This window comes from Flindersiella endophytica, assembly GCF_054779015.1.
Genome location: NZ_BAAGYY010000036.1, coordinates 362247 through 385443, shown reverse-complemented (window position 1 = coordinate 385443; position 23197 = coordinate 362247). Strand labels below are relative to the sequence as shown.

Annotated in this window: 19 protein-coding genes; 7 read left to right on the top strand and 12 right to left on the bottom strand. The window is 70.5% G+C overall.

The window, feature by feature from the left end; translation table 11 throughout:
• Window positions 1–359: 359 nt before the first annotated feature.
• The gene (locus tag ACYVF6_RS40305) at window positions 360–3623 is read right to left on the bottom strand and encodes a tetratricopeptide repeat protein (RefSeq protein ID WP_460530146.1); all 3264 of its coding nucleotides are present in this window, start codon (window positions 3621–3623) and stop codon (window positions 360–362) included.
• A gap of 95 nt (window positions 3624–3718) precedes the next feature.
• Between ACYVF6_RS40305 and ACYVF6_RS40300 the strand changes: the two genes are divergently transcribed.
• Window positions 3719–5971, top strand: coding sequence for a UDP-N-acetylglucosamine--peptide N-acetylglucosaminyltransferase SPINDLY family protein (locus tag ACYVF6_RS40300; protein ID WP_460530142.1), 2253 nt, complete (start codon window positions 3719–3721; stop codon window positions 5969–5971).
• On the opposite strand, the gene ACYVF6_RS40295 is transcribed toward ACYVF6_RS40300, so the two are convergent.
• Window positions 5961–6929 (bottom strand): GIY-YIG nuclease family protein, encoded by a 969-nt coding sequence (locus ACYVF6_RS40295; RefSeq protein ID WP_460530139.1) that lies wholly within the window; start codon window positions 6927–6929, stop codon window positions 5961–5963. The genes ACYVF6_RS40300 and ACYVF6_RS40295 overlap by 11 nt on opposite strands.
• A 20-nt stretch (window positions 6930–6949) precedes the next feature.
• Entirely contained in the window at window positions 6950–7951 is a 1002-nt protein-coding gene (locus ACYVF6_RS40290; RefSeq protein WP_460530136.1) for a GNAT family N-acetyltransferase, read from the bottom strand.
• 61 nt (window positions 7952–8012) lie between these two features.
• Between ACYVF6_RS40290 and ACYVF6_RS40285 the strand changes: the two genes are divergently transcribed.
• Window positions 8013–8954, top strand: a complete 942-nt coding sequence (locus ACYVF6_RS40285; protein WP_460530133.1) for a helix-turn-helix transcriptional regulator — start codon at window positions 8013–8015, stop codon at window positions 8952–8954.
• On the opposite strand, the gene ACYVF6_RS40280 is transcribed toward ACYVF6_RS40285, so the two are convergent.
• Genes ACYVF6_RS40280 through ACYVF6_RS40270 form a run of 3 tightly spaced genes read right to left on the bottom strand, consistent with a single transcriptional unit; the run spans window position 8951 to window position 10309 of the window.
• Window positions 8951–9145, bottom strand: coding sequence for a hypothetical protein (locus ACYVF6_RS40280; protein ID WP_460530130.1), 195 nt, complete (start codon window positions 9143–9145; stop codon window positions 8951–8953). The genes ACYVF6_RS40285 and ACYVF6_RS40280 overlap by 4 nt on opposite strands.
• A complete protein-coding gene (locus tag ACYVF6_RS40275; RefSeq protein ID WP_460530127.1) occupies window positions 9142–9765 on the bottom strand; it encodes a TetR/AcrR family transcriptional regulator in 624 nt (207 codons plus the stop codon). Before ACYVF6_RS40275 ends, ACYVF6_RS40280 begins: the two co-directional genes overlap by 4 nt.
• 10 nt (window positions 9766–9775) lie before the next feature.
• On the bottom strand, window positions 9776–10309 hold the full coding sequence (locus ACYVF6_RS40270) for a hypothetical protein (protein ID WP_460530124.1): 534 nt from the start codon (window positions 10307–10309) through the stop codon (window positions 9776–9778).
• Window positions 10310–10440: 131 nt separating this feature from the next.
• On the opposite strand from ACYVF6_RS40270, the gene ACYVF6_RS40265 reads away from it, so the two are divergent.
• The 5 genes from ACYVF6_RS40265 to ACYVF6_RS40245 are packed head-to-tail and all read left to right on the top strand — an operon-like array spanning window position 10441 to window position 16936.
• Window positions 10441–11550, top strand: coding sequence for a hypothetical protein (locus tag ACYVF6_RS40265; protein ID WP_460530121.1), 1110 nt, complete (start codon window positions 10441–10443; stop codon window positions 11548–11550).
• A gap of 19 nt (window positions 11551–11569) precedes the next feature.
• Window positions 11570–12037 carry an HIT family protein gene (locus ACYVF6_RS40260; RefSeq protein ID WP_460530118.1) on the top strand — a complete coding sequence of 156 codons (468 nt, stop codon included), beginning with the start codon at window positions 11570–11572 and terminating at the stop codon, window positions 12035–12037.
• On the top strand, window positions 12034–12432 hold the full coding sequence (locus ACYVF6_RS40255; protein WP_460530115.1) for a hypothetical protein: 399 nt from the start codon (window positions 12034–12036) through the stop codon (window positions 12430–12432). Before ACYVF6_RS40260 ends, ACYVF6_RS40255 begins: the two co-directional genes overlap by 4 nt.
• Before the next feature lie 25 nt (window positions 12433–12457).
• Window positions 12458–14593, top strand: coding sequence for a hypothetical protein (locus ACYVF6_RS40250; protein WP_460530112.1), 2136 nt, complete (start codon window positions 12458–12460; stop codon window positions 14591–14593).
• Window positions 14594–14653: 60 nt separating this feature from the next.
• The gene (locus tag ACYVF6_RS40245; RefSeq protein WP_460530109.1) at window positions 14654–16936 is read left to right on the top strand and encodes a choice-of-anchor P family protein; all 2283 of its coding nucleotides are present in this window, start codon (window positions 14654–14656) and stop codon (window positions 16934–16936) included.
• A gap of 55 nt (window positions 16937–16991) precedes the next feature.
• On the opposite strand, the gene ACYVF6_RS40240 is transcribed toward ACYVF6_RS40245, so the two are convergent.
• The 6 genes from ACYVF6_RS40240 to ACYVF6_RS40215 form a co-directional block, all read right to left on the bottom strand.
• Window positions 16992–17594, bottom strand: coding sequence for a D-sedoheptulose-7-phosphate isomerase (locus ACYVF6_RS40240; RefSeq protein ID WP_460530106.1), 603 nt, complete (start codon window positions 17592–17594; stop codon window positions 16992–16994).
• Window positions 17595–17600: 6 nt separating this feature from the next.
• Window positions 17601–18419 carry a carbohydrate ABC transporter permease gene (locus tag ACYVF6_RS40235; protein ID WP_460530103.1) on the bottom strand — a complete coding sequence of 273 codons (819 nt, stop codon included), beginning with the start codon at window positions 18417–18419 and terminating at the stop codon, window positions 17601–17603.
• Window positions 18416–19183, bottom strand: coding sequence for a carbohydrate ABC transporter permease (locus tag ACYVF6_RS40230; RefSeq protein WP_460530099.1), 768 nt, complete (start codon window positions 19181–19183; stop codon window positions 18416–18418). Before ACYVF6_RS40230 ends, ACYVF6_RS40235 begins: the two co-directional genes overlap by 4 nt.
• Window positions 19184–19190: 7 nt before the next feature.
• Window positions 19191–19760, bottom strand: a complete 570-nt coding sequence (locus ACYVF6_RS40225) for a type 2 periplasmic-binding domain-containing protein (RefSeq protein WP_460530096.1) — start codon at window positions 19758–19760, stop codon at window positions 19191–19193.
• Window positions 19757–20527 (bottom strand): ABC transporter substrate-binding protein, encoded by a 771-nt coding sequence (locus ACYVF6_RS40220; protein WP_460530093.1) that lies wholly within the window; start codon window positions 20525–20527, stop codon window positions 19757–19759. Before ACYVF6_RS40220 ends, ACYVF6_RS40225 begins: the two co-directional genes overlap by 4 nt.
• Window positions 20528–20685: 158 nt before the next feature.
• Window positions 20686–23121, bottom strand: coding sequence for an alpha-mannosidase (locus ACYVF6_RS40215; protein ID WP_460530091.1), 2436 nt, complete (start codon window positions 23119–23121; stop codon window positions 20686–20688).
• Window positions 23122–23197: the final 76 nt, after the last annotated feature.

Genomic DNA, 23197 nt, shown 5'->3' with positions numbered 1-23197 from the left:
TGGGCCGCACAGGCGGGGCAACCGCCACGCCGCTGATGCTTCGCCACGCCAGTCGGTGGTTCGCCACGTGCCGGGGCGTGGTTAACCCGCCAATTACGTGGTTAACGTGGTCATTCGCGGGAGCTTGCGCTTGGCTTGGGGTGTCCTGCAAGTGTCGCCGGGCTGCGGCGGCCCTGGCCCCACGCTGGCTGCGTTGGACGAAGATCGCCCGTATGACCTTGTGCGAACGACTCCGCCCGCCTTGCCAGCCCGGCACCCTTCCGCACCACCACCGTGGTGCCAGCCCGGCGCCACTGTGCTCATGTGGCGGCTACGCCGCCGGGCGTCCTCGCTATCCACCGACACCTACAGGACACCCCCTAGCCGAGCTTGCCCAGCAGCGCTTCGGCCTGCGAACCGAACGTCGCGTCGCCACTGGCCGCCGCCCGGCGGAGCATGGCGCGGGCCTGTTCCACCTCGCCGGCCGCGTTGAGGATCTCGCCGGCCCGGTAGGCCGCCTCAGCGATCAGCTCCGGGTCGGTCGTGCCGTCCAGCGTGCGGAGGTACCACCGCAGTGCCTGGTCGAACTCCTCCAGCCAGTAGCACAGCTCGCCGAGGTGCGCGGCCGCCAGCGCGGCCTTCTCCACATCGGCGTCCGGCGCGTCGGAGTCGGCGTCGGCGAGCGGGCCGAACCACCGCAGCCCCTCCGGCAGGTCCCTGCGCCGCTTAGCCAGCAGGCCGAGATTGTTCGTCGCACGCCGCACCAGGCTCTGGTCGTCCGACGCGACCACGCGCAGCCACCAGCCGTGAGCGGTGTCGAAGTCGTCTGCTTCGTACGCCATCGCGCCCAGGCTCAGCGCGGCCTCCCCGCTGGCCTCGGCACCCGCCTCGGCCACCATCCGCAGCAGCTGCTCAGCCTGGTCACGGCGTCCGATCTCGCGCAGGTTCGTCGCATAGACCAACGTGGCGTACGGATTGCCGCCCGCCACCGCCTGCCGAACGAGCGCGTGCGCCGGGTCGTCGGCCATCTGCCGCAGCAACGCCTCAGCGGCTGCCTGGTCGGCTTCCGACTCGCTCAGCTTCAGCAGCTCGTAGCGGTAGAAGTCGGCGAGCCCCGCGGCCGTTCGCACCCTGCCCCGCCCGACCCGCTCGAACACCTCCCGGGCGGCCGCGTGATCGCCGATCGTCGTCAGCTGCTCGCCGAGCTTCAGGCCTCCCCATGCCAGCTGCGACGTGTCACCGAAGTCGAAGACACACCGCAGGTACGGGATCGCGGCCGCCGCGTCGCCGGCGTCCTGCCGGTTGGCCGCGAACTCCTCGGCCACTTCGACGGCCGCCGCGAGGCTGCCGGCAGCGGCCAGCGCACGCAGCGCTCCAGCCGAAGCTTCGTCCGCGCCGGCCCGGTGCAGCTCGTCGGCAACCGCGAGCACGTTCGTTCGCGCGACCTCCGCCTCGTCGAACTCGCCGGTCGACGCCCGTGCCCATGCGGCCGCGGCGCCTTCCGGGTCGGCCAGGTCGTTGTAGAGCAAGTAGCCGAGTTGGTGAGCTGCGAGCGCGGCGACCTTCGCCTCGCGCGAGTCGCGCAGCCGCTCGAACAGCTCGCGGGCAGCCGAGAACTCGCCCTGCTGCCGCCGGGCCAGCCCGAGGTTGTAGGCCGCGTGCGGTGACCACTCCGGATCGTCGACCGCGACGCCTTTCTGGTACCAACCGGCCGCGGCCGCCACGTCGCCGGCCCGCCAGGCTGCTCCGCCGAGCGTGTCGTAGCCGGCGACCGCCACCTCCGGATGCGCGACGCCTGCCCGTTCCGCCAGTTCCTGCACGCCGTCGAGGTCGCCGGCCTCCCGGCTGAGCTGGAGCAGCTCGAACAGCGCGTCACCGCGCAGCTCCGACAGCACCGGCTGCTCCGAAGGCTCCATCGCGGCGACCCGCTCCAGCGCCGCCCGCGCGCCGGCGAGATCGCCGCGTTCCTTCAGCAGCTCAGCGATCCCATGCCCGGCCCGGGCAGAAGACTCGGCATGCGCGACCGGGACGCGGTCGAACGCCTTCTTGTACATGGCCAGCGCCGCGTCCGGCTCACCCGCCTGCCGCAGCAGAACGGCGTAGTTGAACGCCGCCACCGTCGCGGGCTCGGGATCGGAGGACTCCATCGCCCGCGTGTACTCCGCCCGGGCCGCGGCCGCCTCACCGAGGTCGCTCAGCACGGCGGCCAGGTCCACCCTGGCGTGCTGCGCCTCCACCGGCGTGCCGGTCGTGACCACGAGCTCCAGCAAGGCCCGCGCGGTCACGGCTTCGCCTTCTCGGTGGAACGCGTTGGCCAGCTGGACGCCCAGCCTGGAGGCCTCGGCGTGGTCCGATCCGCCGACGGCCGCGAGCCGTTCCAGCTCGGTACGCGCCAGCCCGACCTTTCCGGAGTGCGCGGCCAGCCCGAACTCGGCGACAGCCGGGCCGAACGCCTCGCCCAGGGCCGCCAGCGCACCGTCGAGGTCGTTGTCTCCGGCCAGCCGGAACCCTTGTTCGGCGGCCGACTCCGTGCCCGCCCGCCGGCGCGCGTGCGCGGTCACCACCGGATCGTCGTAGGTCTCGGCCAGCGCGTAGGCGGCCTTCGCCTCCTCCACGCGCCCGGCCGCCTGCAACCGGATGCCGAGGTTGTACGCGGCCCGCGCGGCGTACTCACCGGTGCCGCAGTCGATCGCGCGCTCGAACGCTTGGCGGGCAGCCGCCAGGTCACCGAGGTCGGCGTGTAGCTCGCCGAGGTTGTTCAGCGCCCGGGCCCGGACGTCGGCATCGCCGGTCGCCAGTGCACGTTCGTACGCGGCGATCGCGCCGGCCGGGTCGCGGGAGTCGGCAGCGTCTGCAGAGTCGGCACCGGTGCGGCGTTCGTGCCGGAGCGTGCCCAGGTTGAACGCGGCCGGTCCGGCGAGCTTCGGGTCATTGCTCTCCGCCGCCTCGACGTAGGCCGCCTCCGTACTGTCGCGCGCGCCGGTACGCCGGATCGCGCCCGCCGCGTCCAGCGCGACGGCGGCCCGGTCCCGGCCGAGCGCGGCGAACGTGTCGTCGGACTCGTCGTAGCGCCCGGTCGTGAACAACAGCCGGCCCAGCTGGTAGCGCGCCGCCTCGGCCTGGTCGCCGCCCTCCGCGATCAGCTGCCGGTAGCACTCCTCGGCTCGTTCCAGATCGGTTTCGTGGCCACGGTCGTGGCGCAGGCAGGCGAGTTCGAACGCCACCTGAGCGGTGAACCGCGGGTCGGCCTCGGCGATTTCCCACGCCCGTAAGGCGCCGTCGGAGTCGCCTGCGTCGTTGCACAGGGCACCGAGGAACATGGCGGCCTCGGCCCGGCTGTCGGCGTGACCGAGCTCGACCACCATCCGCAGCGCCTCGGCCGCCGCGGTGATCTCGTCGCGGCGCTGCAGGCTGTGCGCCACCTCCAGCGCGAGCCTGGAAGCCCGGTGCCACGCCGCGTCGTCGCCGCTGTCACCGATCCCGGCCAGTGTCGTACGTGCCGGCTGCTGCTCGCCGCGGAGCAGTCGCTGGGCGAAGCCGGACTCCGGGCTGCTGCCCTGGTCGAAGCTGGCGAGCGCACCGGTGAGATCGTCCTGACCGACCAGGATCGCTCCTCGGCTGTACGCGTACTCCGTCGCGCTCATCTGCGGCTCGCCCCTTCGCCGAACTGTGGCCTTCTGTGGTACGAATGCCAGCCTTGCCAGAAGGTCTGGGCACTTCGTGGAGGGACGAACCCTATATGGCTATGGGCGCCGAGTCGCCGGAGCAGTTGCTGGAAACCGGCCGGAGACTCGCCGCGGCCGGCGACCCGGCCGGAGCGCGAGCGGCGTTCGAGCAAGCGATGCACACCAGACACCCGGACATCGCGCCAAAGGCCGCGCTCGCGTTCGGCACGCTGCTGCAACAGGCGGGCGACGGGCAGGGCGCCTTACGTGCTTACCAGTTCGCGGCGATGTCCGACGACGAAGCGACCTCCGCGCTGGCCGGCCTGGCGGCCGCGCTGCTCGGCCAGGAGGCTGGTTCGGCCGGCCACGACAGTCCCGCCGAAGCGGCGTACGAGCAGGGTTGCCAGCTGCTCGCGATCGGAGACGCTGCCGGGGCAAGAGAGGCGTTCGCCCGCGCGATCGACTCCGGTGACCAGGAGTTCGCGCCGCTGGCGGCGTGCCGGCTCGGCGCGCACCTCGCGCAGTACGGCGACCCGGCCGACGCGCGGGAAGCGCTGTGGGTGGCCGTCAACTCCGGCCATCCGGAGCACGCACCCGCGGGCGCGTACGTGCTCGGCCAGCTCCTGGTGGAGAACGGTGAGAACGAGGCTGCCAAGGGCGTGCTGGCACTGGCCGCCCAGCTGCCGGACCGGGATCTCGCGGTGACGTCGATCGGCACACTGGCGGAGCTCCTGGTGGAGGAGGAAGACCACGCCACCGCGCTGTACTGCTTCTCCCAGATCGTGGCGAGCGGCGACCCCGAGCGCGGACCGCACGCGGCGTTGCGTGTGGGCACGCTGCTGGCCGACGACGACCTGCACGCGGCGATGACGGCCTTCCGGTACGCCGCCGACCACGGCCAGGGTGAGGTGGCCGACGTCGCGGCGTCCAACCTCGCGATGATCGCCCAGGCCACCGGTGCGGTGGCGCGTACCGAGCCGGCGTCGCCGGACGAGGTCTGCGGCTGGGCCGTGATCGGGCGGGGCCGGTTGCTGCTGGCCGCGGGTGAGTTCGCCGGTGCCGTGGAAGCGTTCGAGGAGGCGCAGACCTGCCCGCATCTGGATGTCTCGGCGGCCGGGCAGGCCTACGCCGGCGCGAGCCTCCGGCTGGACGGAAACGCCGATGCGGCGCTGGCCCGGTTGGAGGCGGCGTTCGCGACCGGGCACCCGACGTACGCGCCGATGGCTGCGATCGACCTGTCGGAGCTGTTGCTGGAGCGCGGCGAGACCCAGCGGGCGGTCGAGGTGCTGCGGGAAGCGCAGGCCGGTACGGGCTGGTCGGCCGCGCTGGCCGGCGTCAACCTCGGCGTGCTGTACGCGCACCGGCTGCGCGATCCGGAGGCCGCGCTGGACCAACTGCGGCGTTCGGCGGCCTCCGACAACCCGGGCGCGCGGGCTGCCGCGCTGTTCAACCTGGCGACGATCGTCGAGGACGCCGGTGACCTCGACACGGCCAGGCAGGCCTACGAGCAGGCGGTCGCGCTGCGGCAGCCGGAATACAGCGGCAAAGCCGCGGTCAACCTCGGCATCCTCCTGTCCAAGCAGATGGACGTGAAGGGTGCCCACGCGGCTTGGGAGATCGCGGTCGAGGTCGGCAACGAGGACGACCGGGCCAAGGGCCGCGGCCTGCTCGACGAGCTGGCCCGGCACGGCTCGCTGGACGAGGTGCACGAGCGGGCGCAGAGCCTCGACCTCGCCGACCTGAACCTCGTCGGCGCCTCCGCCGTACACGCGGGCCGGGAGCTTCTCGCCCAGGGCGACCTCGCCTCGGCGATTCGTACGTTCGAGAAGGCGATGGACACCGGGCACCCGGTCCGGGCGGCCGAGGGCGCGGCTCAGGTCGCGCTGGTGTTCTGGATGCACGAGGGAATGGCGGGCGCGGAGACCGCACTCGGGCGGCTCACCGAGATCGGATCGCCGGAGCTGGTGCCGCGCGGCTGGTTCTTCTTCAGCCTGCTGCTCATCGTCGGCGGTGAGCTCGATGACGCCGCTACGGCGTTGCGGACGGCCGGCGAGCTGCCAGGCGACACGGGACCGGCGGCCCTGTGTGGGTTGTCGATCCTGGGCGGCGACGCTGCTCGTGCCGAGCGGGCGTACCCAGACGTGTTGGCCGAGACACGCGACCTGGCAAGCTACGTCGTCCTGCTCGGGCTGGACCTCGGTGACCTGCTGGGCCGGCAGCAGGAGGCGGCCGGCAGCCGGGCGGCGTACGAGACCAGCCTCCGGCTGGCGCGGCTGCTGGGTGACGGCGGCCTGATCGCCCAGGCCCAGAAGGCGCTCACGGCCTAGCAGCGTTCGCCAGCCGGGCGGCGAGCTCGGCGTTGCGGCGCGCGAACGGCTGCCAGGCAGGGGGTGTCGCGGCCAGGCGTTGCTTGGCCGCGGCCTCGGAGACGGCCCGCTGCGTCCACTTCGACATCCGGCCGGCTCGGATCTCGAAATGGAGGAGCAGGCCGTCGGCCCAGCCGTAGACGTCGACATCGTGCGGCTCCTGCGAGGCGACCTTCTGCTCCGCGACGATCCAGTCGTAGGCGGCGATCTCGTCCTGCAGCTTGGCGGCGAACTCGAAGCGGAGCTCGGCCGACGCCTTGTCGCGGCGGCGGACCAGCTCGGCGCGCAGGGCCTCGACAGCGGCCGGATCGCGTTCCAGGACGGCGATCGCGGCCTTGGTGAGTGGCTCGCGGTCCTGCGGGCCGATGCCGAACAGCTCCGCGAACTCGCGGGCCGAGCCGTTGGTGGCGGTGGCGTACTGCAACGGGATGACGCGGTTCAGCGCCGAGATCGCCAGCCGGACCCGCCTGCCGCCGAGGTACGGGCCGAAGGAGTGGGGTGGGTGCGGGGTGGGCGAAGCCCGCCCGGGGGCTGGATGAGCACAGTGGCGCGCGCTCGACTTGGTGTCGTGGGCGAACCGCAGCCCGGGCTGGGCCGGACCGGGATCGAACCGGATGTACGCCGCGACCTCCGCGCCACCCTCGGCGCGGTTCCAGCGCGGCTTGGCGTGCTCCAGCAGGTTGCGTTCCAGCCAGGCCGCCTCGTGCTCGGAGTCGCACCAGACGGCCTCGATCCGCGTGATCCGGCTCACCATCCGGGCCAGGTGGCGGCGGTCGCCGAGGTTGGTCCAGTACGACTGGACGCGGCGGCGCAGGTTGCGGGCCCGGCCGATGTACAGCACGCGCCCGGTCTCGTCGCGGAAGCGGTAGACGCCCGGCTCCAGCGGCAGCCGGGCGGCAGTCGATCGCGCTGTGCTCATGCCAGGGCTCATACCAGGGCTCATGCCAGGTGCGCCCGCAGCCGGTCGACGCCGAGCTCCCAGGTGGTCTCGGCGACGTGCGGGCGGAAGCCGAGCGCGCGGTTGATCGCGAGCATCGGCTCGTTGGTGTCGTCGTTGCCGGTGTCGACGTACTCCGCGGCTTCCGCCTCCGCCTCGGCGAGGACGCGCAGCAGCATGGTCGCCTTCAGCTTCCGGCCGAGACCGCGCCGGCGATGCTCCGGGCGGACGAACGTCCATCCCTGCCGGATGATCAGAGGGTTGGCGGCGTACCACCTCAGCTCGGTGAAACCGGCCAGCCCGCCGCGGCCGTCGCCGGCCGTGAGCAGCCACCGCGTCGCCCGGGCAGCCTGGTCCATCCGCTCGGCCTCCTGGATCCGTTCGGGGGTGAAGCTCTCGTCATCGTTCACCATGCGCAGGATCTCCGCCAGCGCCTCCAGCAGCTCGGACGGGCACGGGCCGGACAGCGCGGTGAGCGGGTACTCCGGTGCGGCCTGGCTCCACGCGGTGAGCTGGGCGTGGTCGAGGTCGGCCAGGCGCAGCCGGTTGGTGTGCCTGGCGGCGACCGGCTGCGCGCCGAGCCGGTGGCAGAACGCGGCGCCGGCGGGTACGCGTTCGGTGGTGGTGGCGCGCAGCAGGGTGCGGCCGTTCGCCTCGGCGACCTCCGCGACTTCGCGCAGGATCCGCGTGGCGATTCGCCGCCGCCGGTGGTCGGCCCGCACGCCGAGCTCGACGAACAGGACGTGCGCGTCGGCGCCGGTGCCGCCGAACAGATGGCACTCGCCGGCCACGTCGCCGTTCCTCGAGCGGCACAGCCACCACGGCCACACGTCGACCGTCGGCGGGATGTTGCGCAGGGCTCGGATCTCGGCGATCGGTGCCGGCGGGTCGTCGGGGTGGGTCTCGGCCCGGAGGCGGTTGAAGTGCGCCGCGGCGGCGTCGAGGTCGGCGTCGGTGGCGCTGCGTACGTCCGGCAGGCGGGTGAGCGTGGTGACCGTCGGCATGCACGGACGATAGAACGCTTCGCGGTCAGATGATGGCCGCGAAACGGTGGACAATGAGCGCATGGATCCCGCCGTCCGGTTGCTGCGGCTGCTGTCGCTGCTGCCTGCCCGGCCCTGGTGGCCGGGCCCGGAGCTGGCCGCCCGGCTGGAGGTCTCGGCCCGAACACTGCGACGTGACGTGACGCGGCTGCGCGAGCTGGGCTACCCCGTCTCGGCGACCGGTGGCCGCGAGGGCGGCTACCGGCTGGGTCCGGGCGGGCGGCTGCCACCGCTGCTGCTGGACGACGACGAGGCGGTGGCCACCACGATCGGGCTGCAACTGGCCGCCGTCGCGGGTGCGGGCACGTCGGCGGTCGCGGCGCTCGGCAAGCTCGACCAGGTACTGCCGCCGCGGCTGCGCGAACGGGTGCGTGCGTTGCAGGAGTCGACCGTCCAGCTGCCGGGCCCGGCGCGCCCGGCTCTGGACCCGTCGGTGCTCACCGTGCTGGCGACCGGCTGCCGCGACAGCGAAGGGCTGCGGTTCAGCTACGAGGACCACGCCGGCCGGGTCAGCGAGCGCAGGGTCGAGCCGTACCAGATCGTCCACTCGGGCCGTTGGTGGTACCTCGTCGCGCGCGACCGCGACCGGCAGGCCTGGCGCACATTCCGGGTCGACCGGATCTCGTCGGTGGTCGCGACGGGCCAGCGGCACCGGATCACCGACCCGCCGGACGCGGTGGCGCTGGTGCTGGAGGGCACGAAGCTCGCCGTCCGGCGGTACGAGGCGCGGATCCGGCTGGAGCTGCCGTACGACCAGGCACAGCGTGCGTTCCCACCGATCTACGGAGTCGTGGTCGAGGACGCGGGCGACGGCCGCTCGATCCTCCGCGTCGCGGCCGATGACCTGCCCTCCCTGGCGACGTACGCCGCCGGTCTCTCGTACGACTTCGAAGTGCTCGACCCGCCCGAGCTCCGCACCGAGCTGCGCCGCCACGCCCTCGCGATCGCCGCGAGACACCGCTAGCGAAACTCTGCGAGCCGCCGGCGGCAGTCGTCGAGCTTCCAGTCCAGCGGGTTCTCGTCGCTGGGATAGGTGACGCGGTGGTAGTGGCCGACGGTCGCCGCCGACAGCACCTGCCGCAGCTCATGCGTCGCCGTCACCAGCGTGGCCGGGCCCAACGTGTGGTTGACGATGCAGGCCTCGATGCGGGTCACGTCTCCTCCGGCCACGCCAGGATCAAGGTATCCGTCAGCAGCGAGGCCAGCCGGGCGCCGAACTGCTCGGCGTCCACCTCGCGTTGCAGCAACAGCCAACTGAAGATCGGCCCGATCAGCAACGCGTTTATCAGTTCCGGATCCGGGCGGGCGTGCAGCTCTCCCCTGCGGATCGCCCGGTCCAGGAGCTCGCCGATGCCGGCCTGGGCCTTGGCGACGAACGTCGTGCGGAACCAGCCGGCCAGCGTCTCGTCGTTGTGGAGCTCGCCCACCAGACCGGCAAGCGTCGCGCGGCTGGTGGGGTCGGCGAGGCCGGCCACGAGCAGGTCGGTGAACGCGTGCAGGTCGCCGCGCAGGGACCCGGTGTCGGACGGCGGCTCGGCCGCCAGCCCGGGCACGGTCGCGGCGAAGACCATCTGTTGCTTGGTGCGGTAGCGCCGGTAGATCGCCGCCTTGCCGATGTGCGCCCGTTCGGCGACCGCGTCGGCGGTGAGCGCGCGGTAGCCCTTCTCGGTCAGCAGCTCCCTGGCCGCCCGGACGATCGCGTGGTCGACTCGTTGCTCTCGGTGCCGGCCGACGCGCGAAATCCCCTTGCCCGCAACGCTCTCCGCGCCCTCCACATGCGCGATCCTACGGAACGTTCGGTTCCGGAACGAGCAGTTCCGTAGCCTCCGTACGCCGGACGTAGTAGGCGACGGTGACGACAGCGAGCAACGGTCCCCACGCGAGCAGTGGGGCGTAGCAGGTAGCCATCACAAGGGCCGCGATCCCTTGCGGCGATCCGGGCTCGTTCTCCCACCACGCCGGCAGGCCCTGCAGCGTGACGAGCGTGACGGAGATCGCGCCCAGCGCCGCCGGCACGGCGGCCGCCAGCGGCGGGATCCGGCGTCCGCCGATGACCGGGAGCCAGCGCGGCGCGACCTCTCCCCACGGCTGCACCAGGCCGAGCGTCAGCAGCGCCAGCCCTTCGCTGAGCAGGCTGAGCACGATCACGTACGGCGTGATCCAGCCGGGCGCGTGGTAGAGCTCGGCGAGCTCGCCGGTGAACCCGACGGGGACGCCGAAACCGAGGGCGATCCGCCACAGGCCCGACGGCAGCGTGGTGAGCGGTACGAGATGCGCGAGGACGTTGACCCAGCGCGGGACGTTCGGCAGTGTTCGCATGCCTGCCAGGCTTCCGTTCGACCGGCCGGACGACCTCCCGCGCGCGAACGGATCCGATCCCCCGCTGGAGGGATCAGGCAGCAAGCTGCCGCGCGCTTGATCGGAGCAGAGGCCGCTCCGACAGTTGGGCCATGAGGGGAAAGCTGATCGTGGCCGTTGCCGGACTGCTCGGCCTGCTGAGCGTCGCGCCCGCCGCGAGCGCGTCGCAGCCTGCTGCAGAATCTCCAGGCATGCCTACGCCGCAGGTGGTGGTGCCACCGAACGTGACCGCGGGTGTCGCGGTGTTCGACCGGCAGACCGGTACGTTCACCGAGCAGCTGAACGTCAACACGCAATTTCGGTCCGCCTCGGTGGTCAAGCTGCTGATCGTGCTCGACTTCCTCTGGGACCGCGGGCCGGCCTACGACATCCCCGCGGCCGACCGCACGCGGCTCGACGTGATGCTGAAGAGCAGTGACGACAGCGCGGCCAGCTACTACTGGTCCAACCGCGGCCAGGTGCAGATCATCAACCGGATGGTGCCGCGGCTCGGGCTGACCGGCACGGCGGGACCGCCGTCGGGATATCCGGGTTACTGGGGGTACGTCGCGCTGACCGCGGCCGACACCGTGCGGATCTACCGCTACATCCTCGACCAGGCGCCGGCGCCGGTCCGCGACTACATCATGGGCAACCTGCGCGCCGCGACGCGGTGCGGCACCGACGGCTTCGACCAGTACTTCGGCATCCCCTCGACCTACACCAAGTCATGGGCGATCAAGCAGGGCTGGTCCGGCTTCTCGATCTCGGGCGGCTGTGCCTCCGGCGTGAGCTCGAGCGCGGTCGACCTCGCCAGCGAGGCGCTGCACACCACCGGGGTCGTCGGCGAGGGTGACCGTTCGATCATCGCGGTGTTCACGCTGCACCCGAACGGGACGGCGTACGGCACGGCGTACTCCAAGGTCGGGCAGCTGGTGCGCTCGCTGAACGTCCCGGGGGCCACGAAGCTCGCCGGCTCCTGGTTCGGAACGTGGGGCTCGGGTGTGCGCGTGCGCGCCGACACCACCACCTCGTCGGCCATCAAGGCGACCCTGCCGGCCGGCGTCGAGGTGCTCGTGTCGTGCCAGAAGGCCGGCCAGGTGGTGAACGTTCCGCCGTACAGCAACGAATGGTGGGCGTACCTGCCGGCCTATGGCGGTTACATGACCAACATCTACGTCAGCTCGCCCGACAACAAACTTCCGGGTGTGCCCGACTGCTGACGTACGACACAATGCACCGATGTTCAACCACGCGCCCGACGACTATCTGTGCCCGTTCTGCGCCCGACTGGCCGGGGCGGAGGACGAGCTGGGAACCCAGGCCGACATCGTGCGGCAGACCTCGCTTGCAACAGCGTTCGTCTGCCCGCGGGCATGGCCGAACAACGTCGGTCATGTGCTGGTGATCCCGAACGCTCACCACGAGAACATCTACGACCTGCCGCCGGAGTACGGCCACGCCGTGCACGACCTGGTCCGGGAGACAGCGATCGCGATCCGTTCGACGTACGACTGCGACGGCACGTCGGTCAGGCAGCACAACGAGCCGGCCGGCAACCAGGACGTGTGGCACTACCACGTCCATGTGTTCCCTCGTTACCAGGACGACGAGCTCTACAGCACCCCTCCGCTGCCGGGATTCCTGACGGCTGTGCAGCGCCGTCCGTACGCGGAGCGTCTGCGACTGGCGTACGGTCTGTCCTCATGAACGTCTGGCGGTGGAACCGGGTCGTCAACGCCCTCGTGCTGGCTGTCGTCCTCGTGCTGCTCGTGCTGCTCGTCGCCCTGTGGGTGCGGTCCTATGCCAAACCGGCGGCCGACCCACACGGCTACACCCTGATCTTCGGGGCGCTGGCCGGCCTGCTGCTCCTGCCGCCCCTCCTCCTGCTCGTCGGCGGCGCGCTCCTGTTGCGTCGTGGGCAGCGGTCGGCGTTCGGCTTCCAGGTCGCGGCGGGAGTCGTCGTCGGCCTGTACGGCGTGGTGATCCCGGACGCCGTGGCGCGGATCGCAGGCGTCGGACTCGGTGCGGCGCTCGTCGCGGTCGGCGTACTCGGCCTGCGGGCCCGTGTAGCGAAGGACAAGGAAGAAACAAGGGATCCGTAATGGCCGCTCCCTAACGTCACCCCGCATGACGGAGGAGCGGGACAAGTACGCGGGTGTGCGCTGGAAAGCCGCCTGGAAGGTCGTACCGCACTGGGGTCCGCTGCTCGGCCCGGTGGCCTCGGTGATCGTGCCGCTGGGGCTCGTGGTGTCGGTGGCGTACGTGCTCGTACTGGGCGACCGGAGCGTGGTCGTCAACGGTGACCTGCTGGCGGTCGGGACGTCAGCCGGACAACGGGTCTGGGCGATCGTCACCCTGCTGGCGCTGGGCCTGGGCCTCCTGATCGCTCAGGCCGCGGGGCTCCTGGTGACGGCCGGCCATCTGCTGCAGTGCCCGGTGCGCGTGCTGGACGCCCTGCGCGCCGCAGTGCGCCGGCTGCCGGTGCTGATCCTCGCGGGGCTGCTGGTGTCCGTTCCGGTCGCCGCGGTCGCCGTGGGTGCCCTGCTGTGGTGGGCACTGGCGGACGGCCCTGGCCGGGTGGTGATCACGGTGGTCGTGGCGGTCGGATTCGGCGGGCTGCCGTACCTGTTGCTCTTCCTGCCCGCGGTGGTGCTCGAGGGACTCAACCCCGTTCGTGCGCTGCCGGCGGTCCGGCAGACCTTCGTGGGGTGGGGGTTCCGGACCCGGCTGACGCTGATCCTGCTGCTCGGCCTGTCCTTCGCCGTCGCCGTGGGACTGGAGCGCGCACTCGAGCCGGTGGAGCACCGGGCCGAACTCGGAGCACACACGCTCGCCGGCCCCCTGGCCGCGATGCTCATGGTGCCGTTGTGGAACCTGGCACTCGCGGGCCTGTACCTACGCAGCGCGCCGCACCGATTTCTCGCCGGCTCCGGGATCGGACCGGGCGCGGATCAGGCTCGGGTCCGGCAGGTGCTCGCCGAGGTCGCGGGACGCCGCCACTCCGGCGGCGTGCTTCGGGCTCGCTTCCTTCCCCTCGTCCTGCTCGCCTTGTTCGTACCGAACCTCGCGGTGACCGGCCTGACTTGGCTGAACCCGTTCGGAACGCCGGCTGTGTCCGAGCACGTCGTGAACGCCGACATCGACGGTTCGGTCCGGGTGGACGGCCTGGGCGAGGCCGGGGCGATCCAGACCGGCGCCGACCAGATCGCGGTGTTCAACCGCCCGCACGACTCGGACAGCTTCACCCTGACCGGCTGCGTCGACGATCGATGCGCCCGTTCCGCCAGCGCTCGGCACGAGTTCACGAAGCCGGCGACGAGTGAGTTCCCACCGGGATTCGTCGGTCTCGGCGACGGAAAGCTCGCCACGCTGGCCTGGACCCTGGACCGCGGGGCGGCCTTCCAGTGGACCGAACCACAGTGGAGCCTCCGCCTGTATCGATGCGAGGGGACCACCTGCGAGCGCGGGAGCAACCGGGTGCTCGCGCGCGCCGAGCGGAGCGACTCGTGGGTCCAAGTCGCACGGACCTCCGACGGCCACATCGTCGCCGCACACGCAGGAGGCCAGGACGACCCACCCCTTCGGCTCACGACCTGTGCCGACGCCACGTGCGCCGGCCATCACACGGTCGACCTGGGACTCCAGGTCGCTGGGTTCGCCAGGGGCGGGGCGATGGCGCTGACCTCGGACGACCGGCCGGTGATCGCGGCCGAGGACAAAGCCGGCAACCTCGTCGTCGTCACCTGCGACACCCCGCGATGCCGGCATCCTGCTGTGACCAGGCCGCCGACCGGGCGAGCACACCAACTGGTCGAGGACATCGAGATCGCGATCGCGCCGGATGGCCGGCCCGTGATCCTCTACCGCTGGTTCAGCGGTGTCACGGAGTACCACACGAGGTTCCTCCGATGCTCTTCGCCGGCCTGTGACCGGGTGACCGAGGTGGACCTACCCGAATTCGCCGGAGAACCCGTGTTCGCGCTCGACTCGACCGGCCGTGCCCTGATCACCGGCACCCGTTACGGGCTCGGCAACCCGTTCGACGAGCCTGAGTACGCCCTGCTCCTGTCCTGCCGCGACCTGGACTGCCGGCATCGAGACCTCGTGAATCTCGGTCCGATGGACAACGGGTTCGGCGCCAAGGACATGATCGTCGGTTCGGACGACCGTCCACGGATCGTCTGGGCGGGCGCACGCTCGTCCGGCGACAAGGTTCGGATGCACGTCACGACCTGCCGGCAACCCCGCTGCGGCGCCGGCTGAGCGGTCGCCACAACCCGGCGGTAAGCGATCTGTAAGCACACAGCCGTGACAATTCGGGCCATGCGCGCCATCCTCCTCGCCCTGCTCGCAGCCGCCTTGCTGGTTCCTTCCGCCTCGACCGCAGCCGGGACGCCGACGTTCGGGGGCGCGACGGCGGGCTCGCCCGCCGCGTCCACACCCGTCGAAGCGCCACGGGAGCAGCCCGTGCGAACGTGCGACCGGTATCCGTCACCGCCTGGACCCGACGGCCGGCCCTCGCACGACTATCCCGGGCTCTCCGCCTCCAGGACCTACGACGAGCGGTTCGCCCAGCTGGGCGGCGACGACAGCCCGATTCCCTTCCAGGAGAACGACTTCACACCCCAGGGCCTGGCCTACTGGGCCGGCTGGGACCCCGACGGGCATCCGGGCCGGGACCTGCTGCTCGTCACGGCGTACAAGGACCACGAGCCTTCGCGGATGTACGGCATCGACGCGGCGAGCGGAAAGTACGTCGGAGGAGTGACGATCAAGGGCGACCACGTGGGCGGCGTGGTGGTGGTCAAGGGCTGGGTGTTCGTCTCGGGAACGATCGGAGAGGGCAAGGAGTCCGAGCGTACGATCCGTCACTACAGCATGGACGAGCTACGCCATCAGCTGCGTGCGTCCGAGGACGGCACGACGCCGTGGCCGGAGCTGCCCGAGCTCGGTCATGCCGACACGCCGATCGGGAACTCCTCGTTCCTGGGTACGGACGGCACGAGGCTGTACGCCGGGCCGTTCGAGTACGACAAGCCGGCCGACATGCAGGAGTACAAGCTCGGAGCCGACGGCGAGCTGTTGCTCACCGGGCAGTTCCGGATCCCGCGGGCGACTCAGGGGATGACTGTCGTGAACGGACAGTTCGTCTACAGCACCTCGCCCTTCGACGGTCACTTCGACCAGATCGTGGACCAGAAGGCCAGCTATATCTACGTGATCAGGGCGAGGACGCACTACGACCCGGCGAAGCAGAACTGGTGTTTCCGCGCACCCAGCCGGTCGGAGGGGATGGTGACGCATGGCGGCAAGTCGTACCTGCTGTTCGAGTCCGGCACGAAGAAGTACGCCGACCAGAACAACCAGGCCAACGTGATCAAGCACGTCCACGTGGGCCGGCTGTTCAGCCAGAACGACCCCGGCGACAAGCCGGGCGACCCCGCGACGACGCTGAGGTACACCGGACCCACCACGGTCGACTACCACGACTCGTTCACCGCGTCCGCCCAACTGACCGACGGCGGCACGCCGTTGTCCGGCAGGAGGATCGAGTTCGCGCTGGGGAACGGGCGTAGCGGCCAGTCCTGCACGGGCACCACGAACTCCGCCGGGGTGGCGGCGTGCGAGCTGACCCCGTCGCAGCGGCCGGGCACGACCACTCTGACCGTACGGTTCGCCGGTGGCGGCGGCCTGCTCGCCAGCACCGACAGTGTGACGTTCATCGTGCGGAAGCAGCAGACCGCGCTGACCTACACGGGACCGAAGAAGGTCGCGAACGGCACACGCGCCGACCTGGCGGCAGTGCTGACCGAGGAGAACGCGGACGGGCCACCCGTCTCCGGGCGGACTGTGACGCTGGTGCTCGGCAAGGGCGAGCACCGGCAGTCGTGCAATGCCAAGAGCGACGCCGACGGACGGGCAGCCTGCCCGATCAGGACAGTCGACCAGCCGTTGAACGCAGACGCGACCGTACCCGTGCAGGCGAGCTTCGCCGGCGACGACTTCTATCGCGAGTCGGGCAAACGCGCGACGGTGCTGCTGGAGTACTACACCGGACGTTCCTACGGCCTGCGGGCCGACGCGCAGGCGCTCGGCCTGCTCGATCTCGAGCTCTCCCCCACCCCGGACACCGGCCAGATCCGCACGGCCAGGGCCACCCGGACGGACACTGCCTGCACCGCCGGGATCGAAGGGCTGCTGCTCCGGACCGGCACGCTGTGCCCGAAGGTCGTCACCAGGCTCGCGCCCGGCACGTCGGACGCCACCGCCGTGGTGCAGGACGTGAGCCTCGGCCTGCCCGGGCTGCCGCTGGTCGAGGTCGAAGGCGCCACCGCACGGTCCACCAGCACGTGCGAGGGCGACGACTCGGCCTCGGGTACGACGGACCTCCGCCTGCGCATCGGCGGGCAGCTCGTCGAGGTCGACGGTGAGGTGAACGCCGAGATCGAGCTGGCCGGCGCCGCCAGGCTGGTCGTCAACGAGCACCTGCCGGTCAACGGAGCCGAGCACGGTTTGACCGTGAACGCCGTCCACCTCGTGTCGCCCGGCGTGGCCGATGTCATCATCGCCTCCGCCACCAGCGACGTCCACAACTGCGCGGACTGAGCCGGCGGGACAACGAGCCAACGGGGGCGACTGGGCCGCACGTACCGCTGAAACGTCAGTCGGTGCGGGCGGCCCAGTCGTCTACCCACTCGCTGACCAGATGGAGCATCAGCACGTGCATCTCCTGGGTACGTGCGGTCACGCCCGACGGCACCAGCAGCGCGTGGTCGGCGTACTTCGCGGCGACACCGCCGTCGCCCGCGCCGAACAGCACGGTGGTCGCGCCGGCGTCCTGGGCGGAGGCCAGACCGGCCACCACGTTGGGCGAACGGCCGCTCGTGGTGAAGCCGGCGACCACATCGCCCGGACGAGCCAGCGCGATCACCTGCCGGGCGAACAGGTCGTCGAACTCGTAGTCGTTGCCGATGCACGTGACCACCGACGGGTCACCGGCCAGCGCGACGGCGGGCAACGGCCGCCGTTCGCGTTTGTAGCGGCCGATGAACTCCGCGGCCAGGTGCTGCGCGTCGGCCGCGCTGCCGCCGTTGCCGAAGGTGTACAGCCGGCCGCCCGCGCCGAACGTCCGGCACAGCAGCTCGCCGACCTCGATCACCGGTGGCAGCAGCGACTCCATCGCCTGTGCCGTGGCCACATGGTCGGCCAGCTGTCCGGCCAGTAACGCGGCCAGGTCGGCAGGCACGGGTTGCTCAGTGGTCAACGGCGGTCAGCCCTTTCGTCCGGTGGTGGCGATTCCCTCGACAAAGTGACGTTGCCCGAGGAAGAAGATGACAATCAGAGGTAGCGTAGCGATCACGCTCGCGGCCAGGACGATCTCCCACTTCATCTCGCCGCCGTAGCCGAACGAGTCCAGGATCGTCTTCAGCCCGCGCGGCAACGTGAACAGGCTCTCGTCGCGCAGATAGATCAGCGGCTTGATCAGGTCGGTCCAGCTCTCGCGGAACTCGAAGACGAACACCACGATGATCGCGGGCCTGGACAGCGGCAGCGCGATCCGCCGGAACAGCCCGAAGTAACCGCACCCGTCGACCCGCGCCGCCTCGAACAGCTCGCGCGGGATCGTGAGGAAGAACTGCCGCAACAGGAAGATGAAGAACGCCGACCCGAACAGGTTGTTGGCCCACAACGGCACCTGCGTTCCGGCGAAGTGCAGCTCGTTCCAGATGAGGTACGTCGGGATCATCGTGACCGCTCCGGGCAGCATCATCGTCGACAGCAGCAGCCCGAACAGGACGTTGCGCCCGGGAAAGCGGAAGTAGGCGAACCCGAACGCCACGATCGCGCTGCTGATCGTCACGGCCAGCGCCGCCGCGACGCCCACCATCACGCTGTTGAGGAACCACGTGAAGACGGGCGCCTCCTGCCAGACCGTGACGTAGTTCTGCGGCTGGATCCGCTCGGGCAGCAGGACGTTGTCGAACACCTGGGTACGCGGCTTCAGCGACGCCGTCACCAGCCAGACGAACGGGTAGGTGAACAGCGCGCCGAGCAGCACCGCCACGACATAGCGGATGGCGGCGGTCATCGCGGCTCGGATTCGTAGTAGACGAAGCGATCGGCGAACCGTACCTGGACCAGCGTGATGACCACGATGATGACGAACAGCACCCACGCCAGCGCCGAGGCGTATCCCATCCGCAGGAACGTGAACGCCGACTGGAACAGGTAGATGAGGTAGAGCGTGGCTGCGTCGCTGGAGAACCGCGACCACCGCCCCACGCCGTCGATCGCGCCGGCCTCGTACAGATCCCTCGGTACGTTCTGCAACGCAGCCAGGAAGATCACCATCGTGCCGCCGACCGACCACAGGCTCATCAGGATGATTCCCGGCATGATCCAGCCGGACTCCGTGGTCCAGCCGGGACCCGGGATACCGAACAGGCCGAGGAAGTCGTTGACCACACCGGTCTGGCCGTTCAGCAGCAGCAGGAACAGCACGCCCACGGCGACCGCCGGTGTCATCGCCGGCAGGTAGAACACCGTACGGAAGAAGCCCCGCAGCCGCGAGATCCGGTTCAACAGCATCGCCAGTCCGAGCGCGACGACGGTCGCGAGCGGAACGTGCAGAGCCGTGTAGTAGAACGTGTTCAGCAGCGCCCGCTTGGCGACCGGATCGGACACGATCTCGGCGTAGTTGGCGAAGCCGACCCACGTGGCCGGACTGATCACGTCGTAGTCGGTCATCGACAGTACGAGGCTCGCCACCATCGAGCCCGCGGTGAACACCGCGAACCCGATGAGCCACGGAGACAGGAACAGGTAGGCCGCCTGGGTCTCGCCCCTGCTCATTTCGGGCTCATTTGACCGCCTGCGCGGCCTTGTCGGCGGCTGCCTGGGCACGCTTCAGCGAAGCCGCCGGATCCTGTTCGCCTTGCAGGACACGGTTCAGCGCCTTCTGCAGGATGTCGGTGAACTGGGCGCCGATCGGGCTGGCCGGACTGATAACGGCGTTCGGCTGCTGTGTCAGCGCGGCCGTCACGGCGTTGTCGAACACCTTCATGTCACCACCGACCGGCTTCCAGATGCCGCCGGATCCGTTGCTGCCGAAGATCTCCACGTCGGCCTTCTGGTTGCCGCCATAGGTGCCGGCGTAGTACTTGCCCTCCTTGGCGAACGCCTCGACCTTGCCCTTGCCGGCGACCACCCAGGCCTCCACCGACGTCATCTCCCTGGCGAACTCGCACGCCGTGGCGGCGTGCTTGGAGCCCTTCGGCACCACCCACGCCCCGCCGGTGGCGCGCGTGACCGGCGTCCCGCTCACGTCCTTGATCGGTACGACCGTGAAGTCGACGTCCTTCGGTGCCGTCTCGGCGAGCACCGTGAGATACCACTGCTCGACGACCAGCGCGCCCACCTGGTCGGTCACGAACGGGTTCTTGGCGCCGAAGAAGGAGTGGGGTGGGTTGTGGGCGGCTTGCCGCCCACGGGGGCCGGATAAGCACAGTCCCAGCCGTCCTTGAACGACTTGACCTTCGTCCAGCCGCCCTGCACGTCCGCGAGCTGCTTGATGTCGGCGAACACGTTGGTCATCCCCGTGTCGTCCAGCCGGGTGGTCAGGCCGTCGTCCGCCATCGGCTGGACCCCGTGAGCCGCGGCCCAGACCAGCGTGGAGTCGGGCAGCGCTGGGTCGAAGCCGAGCCGGACGAGCTTGCCGCCCTCGACCCTGGTCATCGCCTTGGCCTGCTTCAGCAGCTGCGGCCAGTTGCCGGTGTCGATGCTGGCCGGGTCGATGCCGGCCTGCTTGGCGACCCGGTTGTTCACCAGCAGCAGCGAGTAGTTGTAGAACTCGGGGATGCCGTAGGTCTTGCCGTCGTACGCGAGTGGAGCCATCGCCTGCTCGCGGTACTGCTTGAGGTCGATGCCGGCGTCGGTGACGCACGTGTCGAGCGGCTCGAGCGCGCCCCTGGCGGCGTAGGACGCGACCACACGACCCATGTTGACGACGTCGGGCGGATCGCCGGCCGCGACCGCCGACAGGAACTGCTGCTCGTCGAACGCGCCCTTGTTGAGCTTGGGAGTGATGCCCAGCTCGCGCTTGGCGAGATCGAGCCGGATCTGGGCGATCTCGTCGTCGGCACCGAAACCGGACACGCTGAGCGTCGTCGGCTTGCCGGTCTTTTCCCGCTTCTCCAACCCCACCACATGATGCGATCAACCCCGCCGCGAGAATCGCGACGGCCATGCGAAGTGCCCTCACCCTGATCACCTGTCGCTCGCTTGGTATGGGATCGATTCCAGGTTGCGCCAAAGTTACCGGGACGCTACAGGGTGGTCAAGGCTTTCGCGGACGACTATGGAATCGATTCCAGCAGGTTGGTCTCGACGGCCGGCCGAGCCGGATCGATGGGTACGAGCAGCGTCTTGATCTCGTGCGGCGCGAAGTCCGCCTCGAGGGTACGGCCGAGCAGCGGCAGCTCCAGCTTCAGCCGAGCGGCCTGGCCGGCCCACTCGTACGCGCGCACGACCACCTGCTCGCCGCCGTCCTCGGCCTGCTTCAGCACGGACACGGTCACCGTCCCGGAGTCCGGGCCCGCGGCCTGCGCACCGAACGACCGACTGGCCGGCAGTGAGCCCGGGTGGAACGACTCGAACATGACGACCGGCCGCTGCTGCAGCTCGGCCGACGCCCGTACCAGTCCGGCAGCGCGCCAGTCTCCGGCGTGCGGGACCAGCCGGTAGTGCAGCTGTTGCCGGCCCTGGTCGTGGTAGCTGTACGGCACGTCCGGCTCCAGCTCACGCGGCTCGTGCCAGGCGTAGACCGGGCTGCGCGCCAGCGTGATGCCGATCTCGCCGTCCAGCACGTCGTAAGCCGACTTCGCGTCGTTGACGACGGCCAGCCCGGCCCGCGAGCCGTCGGGCAGGACCCCGCTCACGCTCACCCACGACTGCCCGGGCTCCTCGTGCCCGTTGGTCGCGCGGTCGAGCGTGCCGTAGGGAATCTCGTACGTCGCGGCCGTCTGCGTGAGCGCCGTCGGGAAACGCAGTTTCGCCAGCGCCAGCTGCTCGTGCCAGTAGAGCGTGAGCCGCACGTCGAGGTGCCCGTCGTCGTGACCGAGCGCCAGTTCCTCCACCAGCGTGGACTTTCCGTACGTGCTCTCGATCCGCAGCACCGAGCGGACCGGCCCGGCCTCGACCAGGCGTACCGACGTGCACTGGAAGGGCTTGCCGTCGCGGGCGTAGGTGACGACGCGGTGTCCCCAGGTGTCGGTTGAGTCGTCGGAGACGACAACGTGCGGTCGCGGGCTGCCCTGCACCAGGTCGTGGCCGGAGGCCTTGTCGACCAGGCTGCGCAGCCATCCGGTGCCGGGGTCGACCTCGACGCGCAGGTGGTCGTTCTCCAGCACGCGACTCCCCGCGTCCACCGGTGTGGCGGCCTCGGCGGTGGGACGCGCCCAGTAGAGCCGGTAGCCCAGCGGCGGCAGGTCGGCCGGGAACACCAGGCGGCGCTGCCGGGACGTGGTGGCGTTCGGCTTGGTGGGCTGGCTCGGCACGGCGGTGCGGCGGTCGTCCTCGATCCGCATCGGCTCCGGCGTCGTCGGGAACTCGCACTCGACGTCGGTGCGCACCCGCCACGGGTGGGGGTTGAACACCAGGATCGGCTGGCTGTCCTCGTCGAACGGAATGTTGACGTCCCGCGCGATCGTCTGGACGGCGAGGTTGACCGCCCGGCGGGCGATCGCACGCGCCTCGCCGAGCTGGTCGCGGGCATCCTCGTACGCCGGCTCGATCGACGTGCCGGGAAGGATGTCGTGGAACTGGTTGAACAGCGTCAGCTTCCACGCGTGCGTGAGCTCGGCGTGGGGGTATCTCGTACCCACCGCGCGAGCAGCGACGGTGGCCAGCTTCTCCGCCCGCATCAGCGCGTGCTCGGTGGTGCGCATCCACTGCTTGATGCCGGAGTGCGCGGCATAGCAGCCGGCCGCGTGGTGCTGCAGCTCGCCACGCCATACCGGCAGCTCGACACCGGACGCCGCGACCGCCTCGACGTAAGCCTCAGGGCTGCTGAGCCGCATCTCGCCGTAGACACCGAGATCGCTGAGCCGCCGGATGCTGGCGAGGTTGGCCTTGGTCGGCCCGCCACCGTGGTTGCCGACGCCGTAGAACACCATCGCCTCGGTCATGCCCTGCGTGACCTGGGCGACGGCCTTGTCGGTGTGATGGGCGATGTCGGCGCGCGGGCTGCAGTATTCGTGCGGGATCCGGTACGCCAGCACGCGCGAGCCGTCCGGCGACTCCCACCAGAACGGGTTGCCCGGCAGCTCCGACTCGTGCGGACCCGGGCGCAGGAAGGAGTAGCCGCGCATGCCCTGCTTGGAAAGGATCTGCGGCAACGTGGCGTTGTGGCCGAACGGATCGGCGTTCAGGCCGATCGTCGCCTGCTTGCCGAACTTCTCGCGGAGGTAGCGCTGGCCGTAGAGCCCCTGGCGGACGAACGACTCACCGGTCGGCACGTTGCAGTCGGGCTCGACCCACCAGCCGCCGGCGTTCACCCAGCGCCCGTCGGCGACCCGCTCCCGGATCTTCGCGAACAGTGCGGGATCGCTTTCCTCGACGAACTCGAGCAGGGCCACCTGGTCGCAGGTGAAGACGAAGTCGTCGTACTCGTCCATGCGCTGGATCGCCGACCAGAACGTCGCCCGGGCTTCCTGGAAACCCTCGGGCCACTGCCACAGCCAGACGGGGTCGATGTGGGCGTTTCCGATCATGTGGAGTACGTGGACCGGCATCTGGTTTTCCTCGCCCCTGCTCGTGTGACATCGTTCCCACACGACGGTACGGGCGGGTCACGAACGCGTCAAACGA

Bases quoted from the DNA above. Each gene is read 5' to 3' on its own strand.
- ACYVF6_RS40305 (WP_460530146.1), bottom strand. From the start codon at position 3,623: ATGAGCGCGACGGAGTACGCGTACAGCCGAGGAGCGATCCTGGTCGGT.
- ACYVF6_RS40300 (WP_460530142.1), top strand. From the start codon at position 3,719: ATGGCTATGGGCGCCGAGTCGCCGGAGCAGTTGCTGGAAACCGGCCGG.
- ACYVF6_RS40295 (WP_460530139.1), bottom strand. From the start codon at position 6,929: ATGAGCACAGCGCGATCGACTGCCGCCCGGCTGCCGCTGGAGCCGGGC.
- ACYVF6_RS40290 (WP_460530136.1), bottom strand. From the start codon at position 7,951: ATGCCGACGGTCACCACGCTCACCCGCCTGCCGGACGTACGCAGCGCC.
- ACYVF6_RS40285 (WP_460530133.1), top strand. From the start codon at position 8,013: ATGGATCCCGCCGTCCGGTTGCTGCGGCTGCTGTCGCTGCTGCCTGCC.
- ACYVF6_RS40270 (WP_460530124.1), bottom strand. From the start codon at position 10,309: ATGCGAACACTGCCGAACGTCCCGCGCTGGGTCAACGTCCTCGCGCAT.
- ACYVF6_RS40265 (WP_460530121.1), top strand. From the start codon at position 10,441: ATGAGGGGAAAGCTGATCGTGGCCGTTGCCGGACTGCTCGGCCTGCTG.
- ACYVF6_RS40260 (WP_460530118.1), top strand. From the start codon at position 11,570: ATGTTCAACCACGCGCCCGACGACTATCTGTGCCCGTTCTGCGCCCGA.
- ACYVF6_RS40255 (WP_460530115.1), top strand. From the start codon at position 12,034: ATGAACGTCTGGCGGTGGAACCGGGTCGTCAACGCCCTCGTGCTGGCT.
- ACYVF6_RS40250 (WP_460530112.1), top strand. From the start codon at position 12,458: ATGACGGAGGAGCGGGACAAGTACGCGGGTGTGCGCTGGAAAGCCGCC.
- ACYVF6_RS40245 (WP_460530109.1), top strand. From the start codon at position 14,654: ATGCGCGCCATCCTCCTCGCCCTGCTCGCAGCCGCCTTGCTGGTTCCT.
- ACYVF6_RS40235 (WP_460530103.1), bottom strand. From the start codon at position 18,419: ATGACCGCCGCCATCCGCTATGTCGTGGCGGTGCTGCTCGGCGCGCTG.
- ACYVF6_RS40230 (WP_460530099.1), bottom strand. From the start codon at position 19,183: ATGAGCAGGGGCGAGACCCAGGCGGCCTACCTGTTCCTGTCTCCGTGG.
- ACYVF6_RS40215 (WP_460530091.1), bottom strand. From the start codon at position 23,121: ATGCCGGTCCACGTACTCCACATGATCGGAAACGCCCACATCGACCCC.